The organism is Salinicola sp. NYA28a (assembly GCF_976982775.1).
Genome location: NZ_OZ334582.1, coordinates 1,762,849 through 1,778,494 on the forward strand (window position 1 = coordinate 1,762,849; position 15,646 = coordinate 1,778,494).

General features: G+C 62.0%; 14 protein-coding genes. 11 read left to right on the forward strand and 3 right to left on the reverse strand.

The annotated features are described in order from the left end of the window. Positions 1–2 precede the first annotated feature (2 nt). The 8 genes from ACWHY3_RS07915 to dcd all read left to right on the forward strand — a co-directional run bounded on the left by ACWHY3_RS07915 (position 3) and on the right by dcd (position 7,744). Positions 3–2,414 carry a DNA polymerase II gene (locus ACWHY3_RS07915; RefSeq protein ID WP_448127971.1) on the forward strand — a complete coding sequence of 804 codons (2,412 nt, stop codon included), beginning with the start codon at positions 3–5 and terminating at the stop codon, positions 2,412–2,414. Between the two features lie 27 nt (positions 2,415–2,441). Next, positions 2,442–3,263 (forward strand): arginase family protein, encoded by an 822-nt coding sequence (locus ACWHY3_RS07920; RefSeq protein WP_303855352.1) that lies wholly within the window; start codon positions 2,442–2,444, stop codon positions 3,261–3,263. Between the two features lie 72 nt (positions 3,264–3,335). Continuing rightward, positions 3,336–3,722, forward strand: coding sequence for a hypothetical protein (locus ACWHY3_RS07925; RefSeq protein WP_448127972.1), 387 nt, complete (start codon positions 3,336–3,338; stop codon positions 3,720–3,722). A 226-nt stretch (positions 3,723–3,948) separates the two neighbouring features. Then, a complete protein-coding gene (locus ACWHY3_RS07930; RefSeq protein WP_448127973.1) occupies positions 3,949–4,677 on the forward strand; it encodes a glutathione S-transferase in 729 nt (242 codons plus the stop codon). Between the two features lie 61 nt (positions 4,678–4,738). Continuing rightward, positions 4,739–5,254, forward strand: a complete 516-nt coding sequence (luxS, locus tag ACWHY3_RS07935; RefSeq protein ID WP_276232865.1) for an S-ribosylhomocysteine lyase — start codon at positions 4,739–4,741, stop codon at positions 5,252–5,254. Between the two features lie 223 nt (positions 5,255–5,477). Next, positions 5,478–5,939: a tellurite resistance TerB family protein gene (locus ACWHY3_RS07940; protein WP_448127974.1), complete on the forward strand. Its 462-nt coding sequence runs from the start codon at positions 5,478–5,480 to the stop codon at positions 5,937–5,939. A gap of 184 nt (positions 5,940–6,123) precedes the next feature. Further along, the gene (gene apbC, locus ACWHY3_RS07945; RefSeq protein WP_247643205.1) at positions 6,124–6,924 is read left to right on the forward strand and encodes an iron-sulfur cluster carrier protein ApbC; all 801 of its coding nucleotides are present in this window, start codon (positions 6,124–6,126) and stop codon (positions 6,922–6,924) included. A gap of 253 nt (positions 6,925–7,177) precedes the next feature. After that, on the forward strand, positions 7,178–7,744 hold the full coding sequence (gene dcd / locus ACWHY3_RS07950; protein ID WP_087718745.1) for a dCTP deaminase: 567 nt from the start codon (positions 7,178–7,180) through the stop codon (positions 7,742–7,744). A 276-nt stretch (positions 7,745–8,020) separates the two neighbouring features. Here the strand turns inward: dcd and ACWHY3_RS07955 are convergent, their stop codons facing one another. From ACWHY3_RS07955 to purM, 3 genes are all read right to left on the reverse strand, one after another. Further along, positions 8,021–9,106, reverse strand: coding sequence for an aldo/keto reductase (locus ACWHY3_RS07955; RefSeq protein WP_448127975.1), 1,086 nt, complete (start codon positions 9,104–9,106; stop codon positions 8,021–8,023). Positions 9,107–9,293: 187 nt separating this feature from the next. Continuing rightward, positions 9,294–10,046, reverse strand: a complete 753-nt coding sequence (gene purN / locus ACWHY3_RS07960) for a phosphoribosylglycinamide formyltransferase (RefSeq protein ID WP_087718747.1) — start codon at positions 10,044–10,046, stop codon at positions 9,294–9,296. Next, complete coding sequence (purM, locus tag ACWHY3_RS07965; protein WP_448127976.1) at positions 10,043–11,137, reverse strand: phosphoribosylformylglycinamidine cyclo-ligase; 1,095 nt, start codon at positions 11,135–11,137, stop codon at positions 10,043–10,045. Before purM ends, purN begins: the two co-directional genes overlap by 4 nt. Before the next feature lie 104 nt (positions 11,138–11,241). On the opposite strand from purM, the gene ACWHY3_RS07970 reads away from it, so the two are divergent. The 3 genes from ACWHY3_RS07970 (at position 11,242) to ACWHY3_RS07980 (ending at position 15,628) form a co-directional block, all read left to right on the forward strand. Continuing rightward, positions 11,242–12,339 carry an AI-2E family transporter gene (locus ACWHY3_RS07970; protein ID WP_448127977.1) on the forward strand — a complete coding sequence of 366 codons (1,098 nt, stop codon included), beginning with the start codon at positions 11,242–11,244 and terminating at the stop codon, positions 12,337–12,339. After that, positions 12,336–13,037 (forward strand): DnaA regulatory inactivator Hda, encoded by a 702-nt coding sequence (gene hda, locus ACWHY3_RS07975; RefSeq protein WP_448127978.1) that lies wholly within the window; start codon positions 12,336–12,338, stop codon positions 13,035–13,037. The genes ACWHY3_RS07970 and hda overlap by 4 nt, the downstream gene beginning before the upstream one ends. A gap of 350 nt (positions 13,038–13,387) precedes the next feature. Beyond that, positions 13,388–15,628, forward strand: coding sequence for a CRISPR-associated endonuclease Cas3'' (locus ACWHY3_RS07980; protein WP_448127979.1), 2,241 nt, complete (start codon positions 13,388–13,390; stop codon positions 15,626–15,628). Positions 15,629–15,646 lie beyond the last annotated feature (18 nt).

The window sequence follows — 15,646 nt, forward strand, 5'->3', positions numbered from 1 at the left end:
TGGTGACGACGACCGTGCAAGAGGATGTCGTGGAGCAGCAGGGCTTCATTCTGACGCGTCACTGGCGGGATGCACCGGCCGGCACCGAAATATCGCTGTGGCTCGCCACCGATGCCGGGCCGCGGCTGGTGCGTCTGCCTCCGCAGACATCGGTCGCTTTCATTCCCGTCGAGCAGCGCGCGGCGGCCGAACGGGTGTTGCGTCAGGAGCGAAATGTCGAACTGCGCGAGCTGGAACTGAAAGACTCCGATCAGCGCCCGGTTCTCGGTCTCTATTGCCGGTCTCACAGACAGCTGATGAACCTGGAGCGGCGGCTGGGCGAGGCGGGTATCGACGTGTTCGAGGCCGATGTCCGGCCGCCGGAGCGCTACCTGATGGAGCGTTTCATTACCGCGCCGGTCACCGTCAGCGGCCGCGAGGGAATCGATGGCACGATCCTGGACGCACAGCTGAAACCGGCGCCGGACTATCGCCCGGCGCTGAAGCTCTGCTCGCTGGATATCGAGACCAGCGAGCGCGGCGAACTCTATTCGATCGGTCTGCACGGCTGCGGTCAGCGGATCGTCTACATGCTGGGGCCGCCGGCGGGAGAGGGCGGCAAGGCGGATCGCGAGCGCGACTTCGAGCTGGTCTACTGTGACTCTCGCGCCGAGCTGCTGCATGCGCTCAACGCCTGGTTCGCTCGTTTCGACCCGGATGCGATCATCGGCTGGAGCGTGATCCAGTTCGATCTGCGTCAGTTGCAGCGTCACGCCGAGCGCTTGAACGTACCGCTGACGCTGGGCCGAGGCGGCGCGGCGATAGAGTGGCGTGCCCATGGCCGCAGTTCCGGCACCTCGTCCAGCCATCATTTCGTCACCATTTCCGGGCGACTGACCATCGATGGCATCGAGGCGCTGCGCTCCGCGACCTGGAGCTTCCCGTCGTTCAGTCTGGAAAACGTGGCGCAGACCCTGCTCGGCGAGGGCAAGGCGATCGATAACCCCTACCAGCGCATGGCGGACATCAACCGCATGTTCGCCGAAGACAAGCCGGCGTTGGCACGCTACAACCTGAAGGATTGCGAGCTGGTCACGCGAATCTTCGACCATACCCGGATCATGGCCTTCCTGCTCGAGCGGGCAAGCGTGACGGGCCTGGCCGCGGATCGCAGCGGCGGCTCGGTGGCGGCCTTCTCCCATCTCTATCTGCCACGCATGCATCGGCTCGGATTCGTCGCCCCGACGCTGGGCAGTCGCGACGGCGAGGATAGCCCCGGCGGCTACGTGATGGATTCCCGCCCCGGGCTCTACGACTCGGTGCTGGTGCTCGATTTCAAGAGCCTGTATCCATCGATCATTCGTTCGTTTTTGATCGACCCGGTGGGCCTGGTCGAGGGGTTGCGTCAGCAGGACGACGCGCACGCCGTGCCGGGTTTTCTGGGAGCGAGGTTCTCTCGCACGGCCCATGCTTTGCCGGCGATCGTCGAGCAGGTCTGGGAGGGGCGCGAAGCCGCCAAGCGGGAAGGCAACGCGCCACTGGCCCAGGCGCTGAAGATCATCATGAACGCGTTCTACGGCGTGCTCGGCTCGCGGGGTTGCCGCTTTTTCGATCCCCGCCTGACTTCGTCGATCACCATGCGCGGTCACGAGATCATGCGCCGCACCCGCGAATTGATCGAAGCCGAGGGTTATACCGTTATCTATGGTGATACCGACTCGACTTTCGTGTGGTTGGGCGGGGCGCACGAAGCCGAGGCAGCGAATGCGATCGGGCAGCGGCTGGTGGCGCTCGTCAATGACTGGTGGCGCCGGCATCTGCGCGAGACGTTCGATCTGGAAAGCGCGCTGGAGTTGCAGTTCGAAACGCATTTCGCCCGCTTTCTGATGCCGACCATTCGCGGCGCGGAGGAGGGTAGCAAGAAGCGCTATGCGGGGCTGGTGCGAGGTGAGGACGGCAGCGAACGGCTGGTATTCAAGGGGCTGGAGTCCGTACGGGCCGACTGGTCGCCGCTGGCGCAGCAGTTCCAGCGCGAGCTCTACCGGCGCATCTTCTCGGGGGAACCGTACCGTGACTACGTGTGCGGGATCGTCCACCAGACGATGGCCGGCGAACACGACGACGCGCTGATCTACCGCAAGCGTCTGCGGCGCAAGCTCGACGATTATCAGCGCAACGTGCCGCCGCACGTGCGTGCCGCGCGCATGGCCGACGAGCTCAACCGTCAGTTGGGCCGGCCGCAGCAGTACCAGAACGGCGGCTGGATTCGTTACCTGATGACAATCGCCGGCCCGGAGCCGTTGGAGAATCGGCGTTCGGCGATCGACTACGAGCACTACATCAGTCGGCAGCTCCAACCGGTTGCCGATGGCATCCTGCCGTTCGTGGGCGACGATTTCGAAAAGATCACCGGTCGACAGCTGGGGCTTTTCTAGAGTGCATTTACTTTATGGGGAATGTAGATGACGACAATCATGGCGTTTGGTCAGTGGCAAGGCGCGGGTGAGCGCTTCTGGTTGGCTGGGAGTCTGGCCAGATACTTGGAGCAGGCACCTTTTCCATTTACCGAGATATCGATCGACAGCACTGAAGGCGCGATGCTGGCGGAAGTAAAGCATCTGGATAAGATCCTTTTCAATATTACTTCCCAAGGCAAGGCGCTGACGCATCATGCTCCTCGACGTCTTCTTACGCTATCTTGCGAGTGCTCGGGAGACATCATGCCGATTTCTTATTTTTTGCATCGATATCCCGATTTGAAAGTGCTTTGGGTTGATGCGCATGCCGATCTCAACACGCCGCAAACAAGCCCAAGTGGTGATTTCCATGGAATGCCGTTGCGCGTTTTACTCGGCGAAGGGCCTCGGCAAGTTATCGACATGCTGCCTGGGTACCTGAAACCAGACCAGCTTGGTCTGATAGGCGTACGCGACTGCGACCTCGAAGAGCGATGTTATATAAATTCTCACCAGATACCGCTTTGGTCTGAGCTATCCGAGGATGACCGCGATGATATCGAAAATTTTATCGATGGCCGGCCTCTCTATATTCATCTTGATCTGGATGTGCTCGATCCTGCTGAAGGTGGTTTGGCGCTGTTCGAAACGCCAGGGGGTCTCGCAATGGGCGCATTGATCGCTTGGTTGGAGTCGTTGCCTCAAAAGACTGACATCGTTGGCATTGGGCTATTCGAATACAACGATCCCGATGATTCGAAAAGGGAACGATACGCCCGCCTTGTCGAGATTTGCCGCCGCACCCTTGATGATAGCGCCGGCTACTAAAGGGTTGCCTTCCAATCCTGCAGTAAAACGGTGGTGCAGAGTCGACGCAGCTGCGCTGCCAGATGATGCCGATTGACAGCCTCGGGGCGCGGTGCTAAATACGCGCTGCCGGCAATCGTGCCGGTGCTGCGCCAGGCAGCCGGGCACGTGGGTGCGCGGTGCCGGGTGCCCCTCGAGGATTCATGCAAGATGGCATTCCGCCGTATCCTGATGGCGTCTGGATTGGTCGTGGCGATGGCCGGCTGCGCTTCCAATACCTTTGCGCCCAATTACCAGTCGAACAATACCGACATCCTGAGAATCGGCGGCGAGCGGCCGGATGCTGCCGCGCCGGCGATCGAGGATCTCGGCTCGTTCTGCGTGCAGACCACGCAGCAGTGGAACGATCAGGGCAAGACTCCCGACGGCCAGCGGCTGTGGGTGAAAAGCACGCTGCGCCAGGCCGTGGCGTGTCGCTGAGCCACTGATTCCCCGGTCGCTCTCGATTGGCTGTATCGCGAGTCGCCGATGGCGCCACAGCGCAAGAGGCTCGAACCGTCACGGGTTCGGGCCTTTTTTTGGCCTATGCTGAGGTCGTGCTCGATCGATTGATCAAGCTCGCCTGGGGTTGTCTGCCGGCGATCTCGTCGCCATCTTCCCAATGTGTAGCCGACAGGCGAGCGGTCCTGAAACAGGAGGGAAGCGGATGACCTACGAGCTCTATTACTGGCCGGGTATCCCCGGTCGTGGCGAATTCGTTCGCCTGGCGCTGGAGGATGCCGGCGCGGATTACATCGATGTCGGCAAGCGGTCCGCTGGTGAGGGCGGTGGAGCGGGTGCCGTCAGTGAATTCATCCACGGCGGGGAGCTGGCACAGCCGCATTTCGCACCGCCGGTATTGAAAGCCGGCGAGATCGCGGTGTCCCACGTCGCCAATATCCTGCAGTTTCTAGGCCCTCGGCTGGGGTTGGTGCCGGAGGACGAGGTCAGCCGCCTCTGGGCCAACGGCTTGCAGTTGACGCTGACGGACTTTGTCGCCGAGATTCACGACACTCATCATCCGATCGGCGCGTCGCTCTACTACGAGGACCAGCAGGAGGAAGCCAAGCGACGCAGCGTCGTTTTCGTCCAGGAGCGATTGCCCAAGTTTCTCTACTACTTCGAGCGAGTGCTCTCGGCCAACGCCGGCAACGAGCCCTATCTGGTCGGTACGGCACACAGCTACGTGGATCTGTCGCTATTTCAGGTCGTCACCGGGCTGCGCTACGCCTTTCCCCGCTCGATGGAGCGGCTGGAGCCGGAAGTGCCGGAGGTGACGGCGCTGGCCGACCGCGTGAGTCAACGGCCAAAACTGGCGGCTTATCTGACCTCGGACCGGCGGCTCGATTTCAACGAGAGCGGCATATTCCGCCACTATCCGGAACTGGACACCTGACAGCGCCGGTTAGCGTGCTAAAGTAGGCATCTGACCGGACACGCCAACCAAGGAGGCAAGCATGCCATTACTCGATAGTTTCATGGTCGACCACACCAAGATGAATGCACCGGCGGTGCGTGTCGCCAAGCAGATGAAGACACCAAGCGGCGACAACATCACCGTCTACGATCTGCGCTTCTGCGTTCCCAACGAAGAGATCCTGTCCGAGCGCGGCATTCACACGCTCGAGCACTTGTTCGCCGGCTTCATGCGTCAGCACCTCAACGGCGACGGCGTCGAGATCATCGATATCTCACCGATGGGCTGCCGCACCGGGTTCTACATGAGCCTGATCGGCCATGTCGACGAGCAGACCGTGGGGACCGCCTGGAAAGCGGCGATGGAAGACGTACTGGCGCTGACGGATCAGAAGTCGATTCCCGAACTCAACATCTATCAGTGCGGAACGGCGGAAATGCACTCGCTCGACGAAGCGCAGCAGATCGCCCGTAACGTCACCACGCGCGGCATTGGCGTCAACTCCAACAGTGAGCTCAAGCTGACCGAAGAGTTTCTTGCCGCCCACGGTGCATGACGACCGGCATCATCGTGATGCCACGCAGCGCGTTCTTAAATGCGCCAGACCCGCAACTTCGGTTGCGGGTTTTTTCGTTCGGCGAGGCGCGTCGATCGAATCCGGTGGGCTCTCGAACCTTTCGGGCTTTCGGTGTCAAAATGTTAATCGACACGCGCCCAAGGCCGCGCGAAACGCATTGTTTCATCGCCATTTATCGCAGTTCATCGCAGGGGAGTGAGCCATGCTCGATACCGTTCAGCAATTCTTTCAGCGCGTTCTGGCCGTGCCGGAATCCGACGGCCGTGACGCCGTGACACCGCAGTTGGCGGTCGCGGCGTTGTTCAGCGAGGTGCTGCGTGCCGATTATGAGGTCGATCCTCAGGAATTGGCCACGCTGCGCCGGATCTTGATGGCCCGGTTCTCGATGGACGAGACTGCCTCCGATGAGTTGATCCAGCAGGCTCAGGCGCAGATCGAACAGGCGGTGGATCATTTCCAGTATGTTTCCCTGCTCAACGAACGCTACAGCTACGATCAGCGTGTCGAGCTGATCGCCGCGATGTGGCGTCTGGCCTACGCCGATCATGAACTCGCCGCGCTCGAGGAGCATCGCATCCGGCGGCTGGCGGACCTGCTCTACGTGACCCATAGCGACTTCATTCGCACCAAGCTGACGGTGCAGAACGAGTTCGAGCGCGATTGACCGATCTGGCCGTCATCCCTGGTATCGATTCGAACCGTGATGAGCGCTCCCCGTTGGTAACGATGTCCAGTCTCGTTCGATCGGGCTTGGTCGCTATTTCCCACCACAACGCTAGGGTATAGGGTGCCGGGCTCGTTATACTGGCAGAAAGTCATGCTTTGAACGTTGCAAGGAGTGGTTCGTGATCGAGGGCATCAAACATATCGTGGCGGTCGCCTCTGGCAAGGGCGGCGTCGGCAAGTCCACCGTCACCGCCAATCTGGCGTTGGCGATGGCGGCGGAAGGGTATCGTGTCGGCCTGCTCGACGCCGATATCTATGGCCCGAGCCAGGCGCGGATGCTGGGCTTGCCGGAGAACACCCGCCCCGAGGTGGTGGACGAGAAGAACATGAAGCCGGTGATGGCGCACGGCATCCAGGCGATGTCGATGGCATTCATGGTCGATATCAACCAGCCGATGGTATGGCGTGGCCCGATGGTTTCCGGCGCTTTCCAGCAACTGCTCAACCAGACGCTGTGGGACGATCTCGATTTTCTGTTCATCGACATGCCGCCGGGCACCGGCGATATCCAGTTGACGCTGGCGCAAAAGGTGCCGGTCGACGGTGCGGTGATCGTCACCACGCCGCAGGACATCGCGCTGCTGGACGCGCGCAAGGGCATCGAGATGTTCCGCAAGGTCAACGTGCCGGTGCTGGGCGTGGTGGAGAACATGAGCCTGCACATTTGCTCGAACTGCGGCCATAGCGAGCCGATCTTCGGCGCTGGCGGCGGCGAGCGTATCGCCGAGCAGTACGAGACGCGGTTGCTGGGTCAGCTGCCGTTGCAACTGTCGATCCGCGAGCAGGCCGACGGTGGCAAGCCGAGCGTGGTTGCCGAGCCGGAAGGCGAGGTGGCTGCCACGTTCCGCCAGATGGCGCGTGATGTCGCCAGTGGTGTCGCCGGACAGGATACCGGTGGCCCGACGATCTCGTTCAGCGACTGATCGAATCGCCTTTCGATTTCTCCGGCGGTTTCGGTTCTTACCCAGGCTATTCCCGATCGCGCAGGGCATGACCACTCGCCATGCCCCGCGCGACGTTTGCGGCATGGGGGGGCGTCGTTTCCTTTCCTTTTTTCTTTTCCTTAATGAAATTGGGCCGCTATCATGTCGCCCCGATCAGATCGCTCCCGTTTTCCTCGGCCCAACGAATAGATGACGTCGTGACGACGTCAGTCTCAGTCTCAAGGACGCCTGCATGAGCATTAAATCCGACAAGTGGATTCGCCGTATGGCGGAGCAGGAAGGCATGATCGAGCCGTTCGAGGCCGATCAGGTCCGTCACGTGAACAACCAGCGCGTCATTTCCTATGGGACGTCCAGCTACGGCTACGATGTCCGCTGCGCCGACGAGTTCAAGGTGTTCACCAATATCCACTCGGCGGTGGTCGATCCCAAGGCGTTCGACGAGAAGAGCTTCGTCGACGTCAAGGGCGATGCCTGCGTGATTCCACCCAACTCCTTCGCCCTGGCGCGCACCGTGGAGTATTTCCGCATCCCGCGCAGCGTGCTGACGATCTGCCTGGGCAAGTCGACCTACGCGCGGTGCGGCATCATCGTCAACGTGACGCCGCTGGAGCCGGAGTGGGAAGGTCACGTGACGCTGGAATTTTCCAACACCACCAACCTGCCGGCCCGTATCTACGCCAACGAGGGTGTGGCGCAGATGCTGTTCCTGGAATCCGACGAGGTCTGCGACGTTTCCTACAAGGACCGGGGTGGCAAGTATATGGGGCAGCGTGGGGTCACGTTGCCGCGCACCTGAGAACCCGTCTACGATCTGCTGCGCGTCGGCCAAACATTGTTGAGCCGGAGCGCAGCGGAGATAACAGCCGGAGGCTGGCCCATAGGGCGAGCGAAGCGAGTCAAACACTTTCGGAATGCTCATTTAGCCCCAAGCTCCGCGACCTAAAGCGTTTTCGCCCCGAATTATCCAAATCGTGGCTCTAGCTCGCGAGATCGTAAACAGATTCTGATAGCGACGCGGTTGATACGAGACGGGGCGCCTGATGGCGCCCCGTCTTGCGTTACGCTTCTATGCTCAGGCCGAGCGGTCGTCGGTACGGTTCTTGATCGTCTCGCTGAAGCCATCCAGAAACGGCTTTTCTGCCGGGTCCAGGCGATCCATGCCGGAAACCACGCGATGCCAGTACGGATAGAGCGGTGCCGGGCGAGTCAGTTTCTCCAGGCGTTGATGCTCTTCCGGGGATAGCGTCAGATCGGCTGCGGCGAGGTTGTCGCGCAGGTGCTCTTCGGTGCGGGCACCGACGATCAGGGACGTGACGCCGGGGCGATCCTTCAGCCATGCCAGGCAGACACGGGGTATGGAGCAGCCATGGGCTTCGCCAATGGCGGCCAGCGCCTCGATGATGTCGTAGGCCCGTTCCATGTCGTGGATATAGGGTTCCGGCCACCCGTTGCCCTGACGGGTATCCGGCGGCGTCTTCTGGCCCCGGCGGACCTTGCCGGTCAGGAAGCCTTCACCCAACGGTCCCCAGATCAGCGAGCCGACGTTCTGATCGAGCGCCAGCGGCATCAGTTCGTACTCCGCCTCGCGGGACTCCGGCGTGTAGTAGATCTGCTGGCTGATCGGCTTGATCATGCCATGCGTCTCGGCCTTGCCGAGCGTCTTCATCATTTGCCAGCCGGTGTAGTTGGACGTACCCCAGTAGCGCACCTTGCCGCTGGCGACCAACTGATGCATCGCCTCGAGCGTCTCTTCGATAGGGGTGACGCCATCCCAGTTGTGCAGCTGGTAGAGGTCGATGTGATCGGTGCCGAGGCGTTTGAGGCTGGCCTCGACGGCGCGAATCAGGTGGTAGCGCGAGGCGCCGGTAGCGTTGGGGTCGTCGCCCAGCGGGCTTCGGCCCTTGGTGGCGAGGATGATGTCGTTGCGCTTGCTGCCCAGCGCCTTGCCGGTGATTTCCTCGGCCAGCCCGAGCGAGTAGAGATCGGCGGTGTCGACGAGGTTGACGCCGGCATCGAAGGCGATGTCGAGCAGCTTCTTGGCCCCCTTGGCATCGACGCTAGCGGCCTTCTCGAAGCCGTTGGCGCCGCCGAAGGGCACCGTGCCCAGCGTCAGCGTCGATACCATTAATCCTGAATTGCCTAGCGGACGATAATCCATATCGCTTTTCCTCCTTGCTTGCCGAAACATTCGTCGACGGAAACGATTCATCCGGCGTTGGTGCCGAACGAAAGCATGATGTCAGTCTGGCAAAGATTGGCGGTTGGGCAAGCGTGGGTAGCCGTCCGCGGCGGGGAGATCGTCGGCGCTGGGAGCGCCGACGAGGGGAAAAACAGCTTACTGGCGATCAGTCGTCGAGATCTTCGTCCAGCTCTTCGGCGGCGTCGGCATGGGACATGCGCAGCCCCGTGGGGGGCAGTGGCACGTTATCCAGCGTCACCTTGCCGTCGGGCGACAATTTGACGCGGCCTTCGAGGAACCAGCGCACCGCGATGGGGTAGATCAGATGCTCGCGAGCGTGAACCTTTTCGATCAGCGCATCGACATCCTGATCCGGTTCGACGTTGACCACGGCCTGGATCACCACCGGCCCGCCATCGAGCTCCTCGGTGACGAAATGCACGCTGACGCCATGCTCGGCGACACCGTCGGCCAGTGCGCGCCGGTGCGTGTCCAGCCCCTGGTAGGCGGGCAGCAGCGACGGGTGAATGTTGAGCATGCGTCCGCGATACCGGTCGACGAAAGCGGGCGTCAGGATGCGCATGAATCCGGCGAGCACCACCAGGTGGGGCTCGTGGCGGTCGATGACCTTGATCAGCGCGGCATCGAATGCCTCGCGCGAGTCATACTCGCGATGGGGCAGGGCGACGGCGTCGACGCCGGCATCCTTGGCTCGCTTGAGTCCGTAGGCATCGGCCTTGTTGGAGACCACGGCGACGATCTCGCCGCCGCCCAGCTCGTCATGCTCCTGGGCGTCCAGCAGTGCCTGCAGGTTGCTGCCGTTACCGGAGATCAGTACCACGACCCGCGGCTTTTCGGCCGCGGCGGCTTCGAAGTCGTTCAGCGTGTCGTGCTGCTGTGAAGGATAGTCACCGCTCATGCCGGCAGGTTCTCCAGTTGCACGGCTTCTTCATCGGCGCTACGACCGACGATCTCGCCCAGACGATGGACGGTTTCGCCGGCGGTCTCGAGATGGGCGATGGCCTGGTCGGACTGGTCGGCGGGAACCACCACGACCATGCCGATGCCGCAGTTGAGCACGCGATACATCTCGCGCTCTTCCACGTTGCCCTGCTGCTTTAGCCAGTCGAACACGGCGGGACGCTGCCAGCGGCTGACGTCGATCCGCGCGGCCAGATGCGCCGGCAGCACTCGCGGCACGTTCTCGAGCAGGCCGCCGCCGGTGATGTGGGACAGCGCGTGAACATCGACACTGCTGGAGCGGATCAGCGACAGCAGCGGCTTGACGTAGATACGGGTCGGCGCCATCAGCAGGTCGGCCAGCGGCTTGCCTTCCAGTGTGTCGTCGAGCTTGCCGCCGCCAACTTCCAGGATCTTGCGGATCAGCGAGTAGCCGTTGGAGTGCGGGCCGGAAGAGGCGAGGCCCAGCAGCACGTCGCCTTCACCGACCTTGCTGCCGTCGAGAATCTCGGATTTTTCCACCACGCCCACGCAGAAGCCGGCCAGATCGTAATCGCTGCCCTCGTACATGCCGGGCATTTCCGCGGTTTCGCCGCCGACCAGCGAGCAACCCGCCTGGCTGCAGCCTTCGCCGATGCCGGTGACCACGTCGGCGGCGATATCGACATCCAGCTTGCCGGTAGCGTAGTAGTCGAGGAACTGCAGCGGCTCGGCACCGGCGACGACCAGGTCGTTGACGCACATCGCGACGAGATCGATGCCGATGGTGTCGTGACGACCCAGGTCCATGGCCAGGCGCAGCTTGGTGCCGACGCCGTCGGTGCCGGAGACCAGCACCGGCTGGCGGTAGCCGCTCGGAATTTCGCACAGGGCGCCGAAACCGCCGAGCCCGCCCATGACTTCCGGCCGCGAGGTGCGCTTGGCGACGCCCTTGATTCTCTCGACTAGCGCATTGCCCGCATCGATGTCGACACCGGCGTCTCGGTAGGTCAGAGACTGGGAGCCGGGCGAACGGGGCGCGTTCGGGGTATCGGAAGAGGAGCGCGTCATAGGAGGACCTTTCTCGCGGAGCCAAGGAATAAGGATGATGTTCAGCGGGGCGCATTGTAGCATTGCCTTCATTGAGGGGGCAGTCGAAGGACGACGAGAGCGCGATGACAAAACTGCAAATCTGGGGCGCAATCGGGGCGGCGCTGGCGGTCTGGCTGCTGATCCTGCTGGAACCGATCCTGATGCCGTTCTTCGTCAGCATGATCCTCGCCTACCTGGGCGACCCGGTGACCGACTGGCTCGAAGCGCGGGGACTGTCGCGGCGCCTTGCCGTCAGCGTGGTGTTCCTGCTTTTGGGTGTCATCATCATCGGTGGCGTGCTGGTGCTGGTCCCCGTGCTGGGGCGTCAGATCGTCCAGTTGATCGAGGCGCTGCCCAGCGTCTTCAACTGGGTGCAGGCGACGATTCTGCCCGAGGTCCAGTCGTTGACGGGGATCGACTTCACCGCGGACTTCGATCAACTGCGCGATGCGCTGATGGCCAACTGGCGCGAGACCGGTACCTTCGCGGCAGCGTTTCTCGCGCAGGCGTCTCGCTCCGGCCTCGCCTTTGCGGTGTGGATCGGCAACATCGCGCTGATCCCGGTGGTGACCTTCTACCTGCTGCTCGACTGGGACCGGATCAAGGGATATATCCGCGACATGCTGCCCCGGCACATCGAGCCCCGTGTGACCTCGCTGACCACCGAGTGCGACGAGGTACTGTCGGCGTTCCTGCGGGGGCAACTGCTGGTGATGCTGAGCCTGGGCGTGATCTACGCGGTCGGCCTGAGCGTGATCGGGCTGCACTTCGGGCTGTTGATCGGGGTAATGGCGGGGCTTGCCAGCATCGTGCCGTATCTCGGCGTGATCGTCGGGGTCGTGACGGCCGCGGTGGTGGCTTTCTTCCAGTTCGATACCTGGCTGCCGCTGGTTGGCGTGCTGGTCGTTTTCGGCATTGGCCAGATCGCCGAAAGCACCGTCCTTCAGCCGCTTTTGCTGGGTGACAAGATCGGCCTGCATCCGGTGGCCGTGATCTTCGCGGTACTCGCCGGCGGCCAACTGTTCGGCTTCACCGGCATTCTGCTGGCGCTGCCGGTGGCTGCCGTCGTCATGGTGTTGCTCCGTTACGCCTACCATCGCTATCGTGGTAGCCAGCTCTACAATCGTTCGCGCAGCGGCGCGCTTTCCCAAGACCAGAGCCAAGGAGATGGATCGACATGAGTCCGGGGCCGTCCCAACTGCCGCTCGGCGTCGGGCTACGCGATGATGCCACTTTCGCCAACTATCTGCCGGGCGACAACGCGTCACTGGTGGCGCATCTCATGAAGCAGCTCGACGAGAGCGGGGAATCTTTCCTCTACCTCTGGGGCAGCGAGGGCGTGGGCTGTAGCCATCTGTTGCAGGCGGCGTGCCACAACGCCGATGCCCGGGGCAAGCGAGCACTCTATCTGCCGCTGGATATGCTGGGGCATTTCCCGCCGGATATTCTCGAGGAGCCGGAGCGCCTCGATCTGCTGGCGATCGACGACCTGCAATTGGTGGTCGGGCGCAAGCGTTGGGAGGAGGCGCTGTTTCACGGCTTCAATCGTCTGCGCGATGCCGGCAAGCGGCTGGTGATCGCCGCCGACCGCTCGCCGCGCCAGCTCGAGGTCAAGCTGCCGGATCTCGCTTCCCGCCTGAACTGGGGCATGGTGTTTCACGCCCAGCCGCTGGACGACACCCAGCGGCTGGCGGCGCTGCAACTGCGCGCGCAGGTGCGCGGGATGGAACTGCCGGCAGAAGTGGCGCGTTATATTCTGCACCGCGGGCCGCGCCAGCTGGACCCGCTGTTCGAGATCCTGTCGCGGCTCGATCGCGCCTCGCTGTCGGCCAAGCGCAAGTTGACCATCCCCTTCGTCAAGCAGGCGCTGGAGTGGTGAGCCGCTAGCAGCCCGATGGGGCGCGCGTGCGGTAGTGCCAGGCGTCGAGGAGATGCCCGTAAATCCACCACCGATAATTCCGTGGTTTCGCCTTGCTGCGCGGGGCGATCGGGCGAAGCATGGGCGGACGCGGTGTAGCAGGACGCCACCTGTTGCGCAGAGATGACCGAAGCGGTGTTTTGGAGCACGGGGAGCGACTTGAGTATTGATGTTGACGATTTGAACGATGTGGGAGGCGGGAAAGAAGCACAACGATAACTGATGGGTAACGCTGAAAAGAATCTGGATGCTTGTATTTATCGGCATTATGTATTTAATTGTTACCAATAGATACAAAGCGTTCCATCATAATGCTCTATGCCCACTCAACTGCTTCTAGTGACCGGCACGATTGGCAGACGCTGAGCGATCATCTCGAAACGGTCGCCAAGCTAGCCTCACAGCGCGCGGAGCGGTTTGGAATGCCAGAAGCCGCTTATGCGGCCGGGTTGCTGCACGATCTAGGCAAATACAGTCATGAGTTTCAACGCCGCCTGCAAGGAGCGGCACTCCGGGTCGATCACGCCACGGCCGGTGCAGCCGTTGCCAAAGAGCGATTGGGCCCGCTGGGGCATCTGCTGGCCTATGCCATCGCCGGCCATCACGCCGGACTGGCCAATGGCCGCGACGCGGGTGAGCGCACGCCGCTGACAAACCGGCTCAAGGCAGACCTGCCCGAACTCGATCCATGTTGGCAGCAAGCGCTCACTTTGCCTGCCCAGTTGAGGCCACCTGCACACTTCACGTTGCGCCGTGATCGCGGTTTCTTTCAATACGCCTTCCTGACCCGAATGCTGTTTTCCTGTCTGGTCGATGCCGACTTCATCGATACCGAGAATTTCTATGCGCTGCATGAAAAGGGTCTGCCCCATTCACGTGGCGGCGGTCCTGGGCTCGATGTACTGCGTGATGCGCTGAACGCTCATCTGGCAGCATTCAAGGCCGATAGCGACGTCAATCGGCTACGCGGTGAGATACTGACCCATGTGCGTAATCAGGCCGAAAAAGCCCCCGGCCGTTTTACGCTGACGGTGCCCACCGGCGGTGGCAAGACGCTGGCCTCGCTGGCATTTGCACTGGATCATGCCATTGCCCACGGCATGGACCGTGTCATTTATGTCATCCCCTTTACCAGCATCGTCGAGCAAAACGCGGCGGTGTTTCGTCGCGCGCTGGGTGAGCATGGCGAAGCCGCCGTGCTTGAACATCACAGTGCTTTCGATGTCGATGGAAGCGCCAGTGGTCAGTCACGCACGCGAAGCAGCATCGATAAACTGCGCCGTGACAGCGAGAACTGGGACGCACCGATTATTGTCACCACCACGGTACAATTCTTCGAGAGCCTGTTCGCCGCCAAGACATCGCGTTGCCGCAAGCTGCATAACATTGCGGGCAGCGTGGTGATTCTCGACGAGGCGCAGACCATGCCGCTTCCGCTGCTACGCCCCAGCGTGGCGGCGCTGGATGAGCTGGCGCTCAACTACCGTACCAGTGTCGTGCTCTGCACCGCCACCCAGCCGGCATTGGCCGAGACCGATGACCCTGAACGAAGTTTCGTTGGCGGCTTGCGCGACCTGCACGAGCTGGCGCCCTGCCCGAAGAAGCTCTATCGCCAGCTTGAGCGTGTCACCGTGCGCCATGTTGGCACGCTGGATGATGAGACGCTGCGCGACGAACTGCTCGCTACCGAGCAGACGCTGTGCATCGTCAATAACCGCCGTCATGCACGAGCGTTGTTCGAAGCGATGGCCGAACAGCCCGGTGCCTATCATCTCACCACATCGATGTGTGCCGTGCATCGCCGCCAAGTGCTGGCCGAGATTCGCCAGCAATTGAAGGATGGCCGGCCCTGCCGCGTCGTCTCTACGTCGCTGATCGAAGCCGGCGTCGACGTCGACTTTCCCCGCGTGCTGCGCGCTGAGGCCGGGCTCGACGCCATCGCTCAGGCCGCGGGGCGCTGCAACCGGGAAGGCAAGCGCTCGAAAGCGGACAGCGAAGTGCGCATTTTCGCCACCGCCAATGAAGAGTGGGCGCCGCCGCCGGAGCTCAAGCAATTTGCCCAGGTCAGCCGTGAAGTGCTCAGAAGTCATCGTGACGATCCGCTCTCTTTGGATGCCATCGACGCCTACTTCCGCCTGCTCTACTGGCAGCAGGGACCACAGCAGCTCGACCGGCACGATCTCTTGCAACTTATCGAACACGGCCGCCTCGACGGGTTACCGTTCGAAACGCTCGAGCAGAAGTTCCGCATGATCGAGAACGCTCAGCGCGCCGTAATCATCCCCTTCGACAAGACGGCTCGGGATGCGCTCCGGGAGCTGTCCTATGCCGAAGGTGTGGGCGGCATCGCCCGTAAGCTCCAGCCTTACACGGTGCAAGTACCGCGCCAGGGCTTCGCGGCGTTGGAGCGTGCTGGGGCTATTGCAGCTATCGAACCGGACAAGTTCGGCGAGCAGTTCATAGTGCTGATCAATGAAGATCTCTACGACAAGCGGCTGGGATTGAATTGGAGCGAACCGACTTTTCGTGCCAGTGAATCAAATATTTGGTGAAACGGCCGATGATTTATT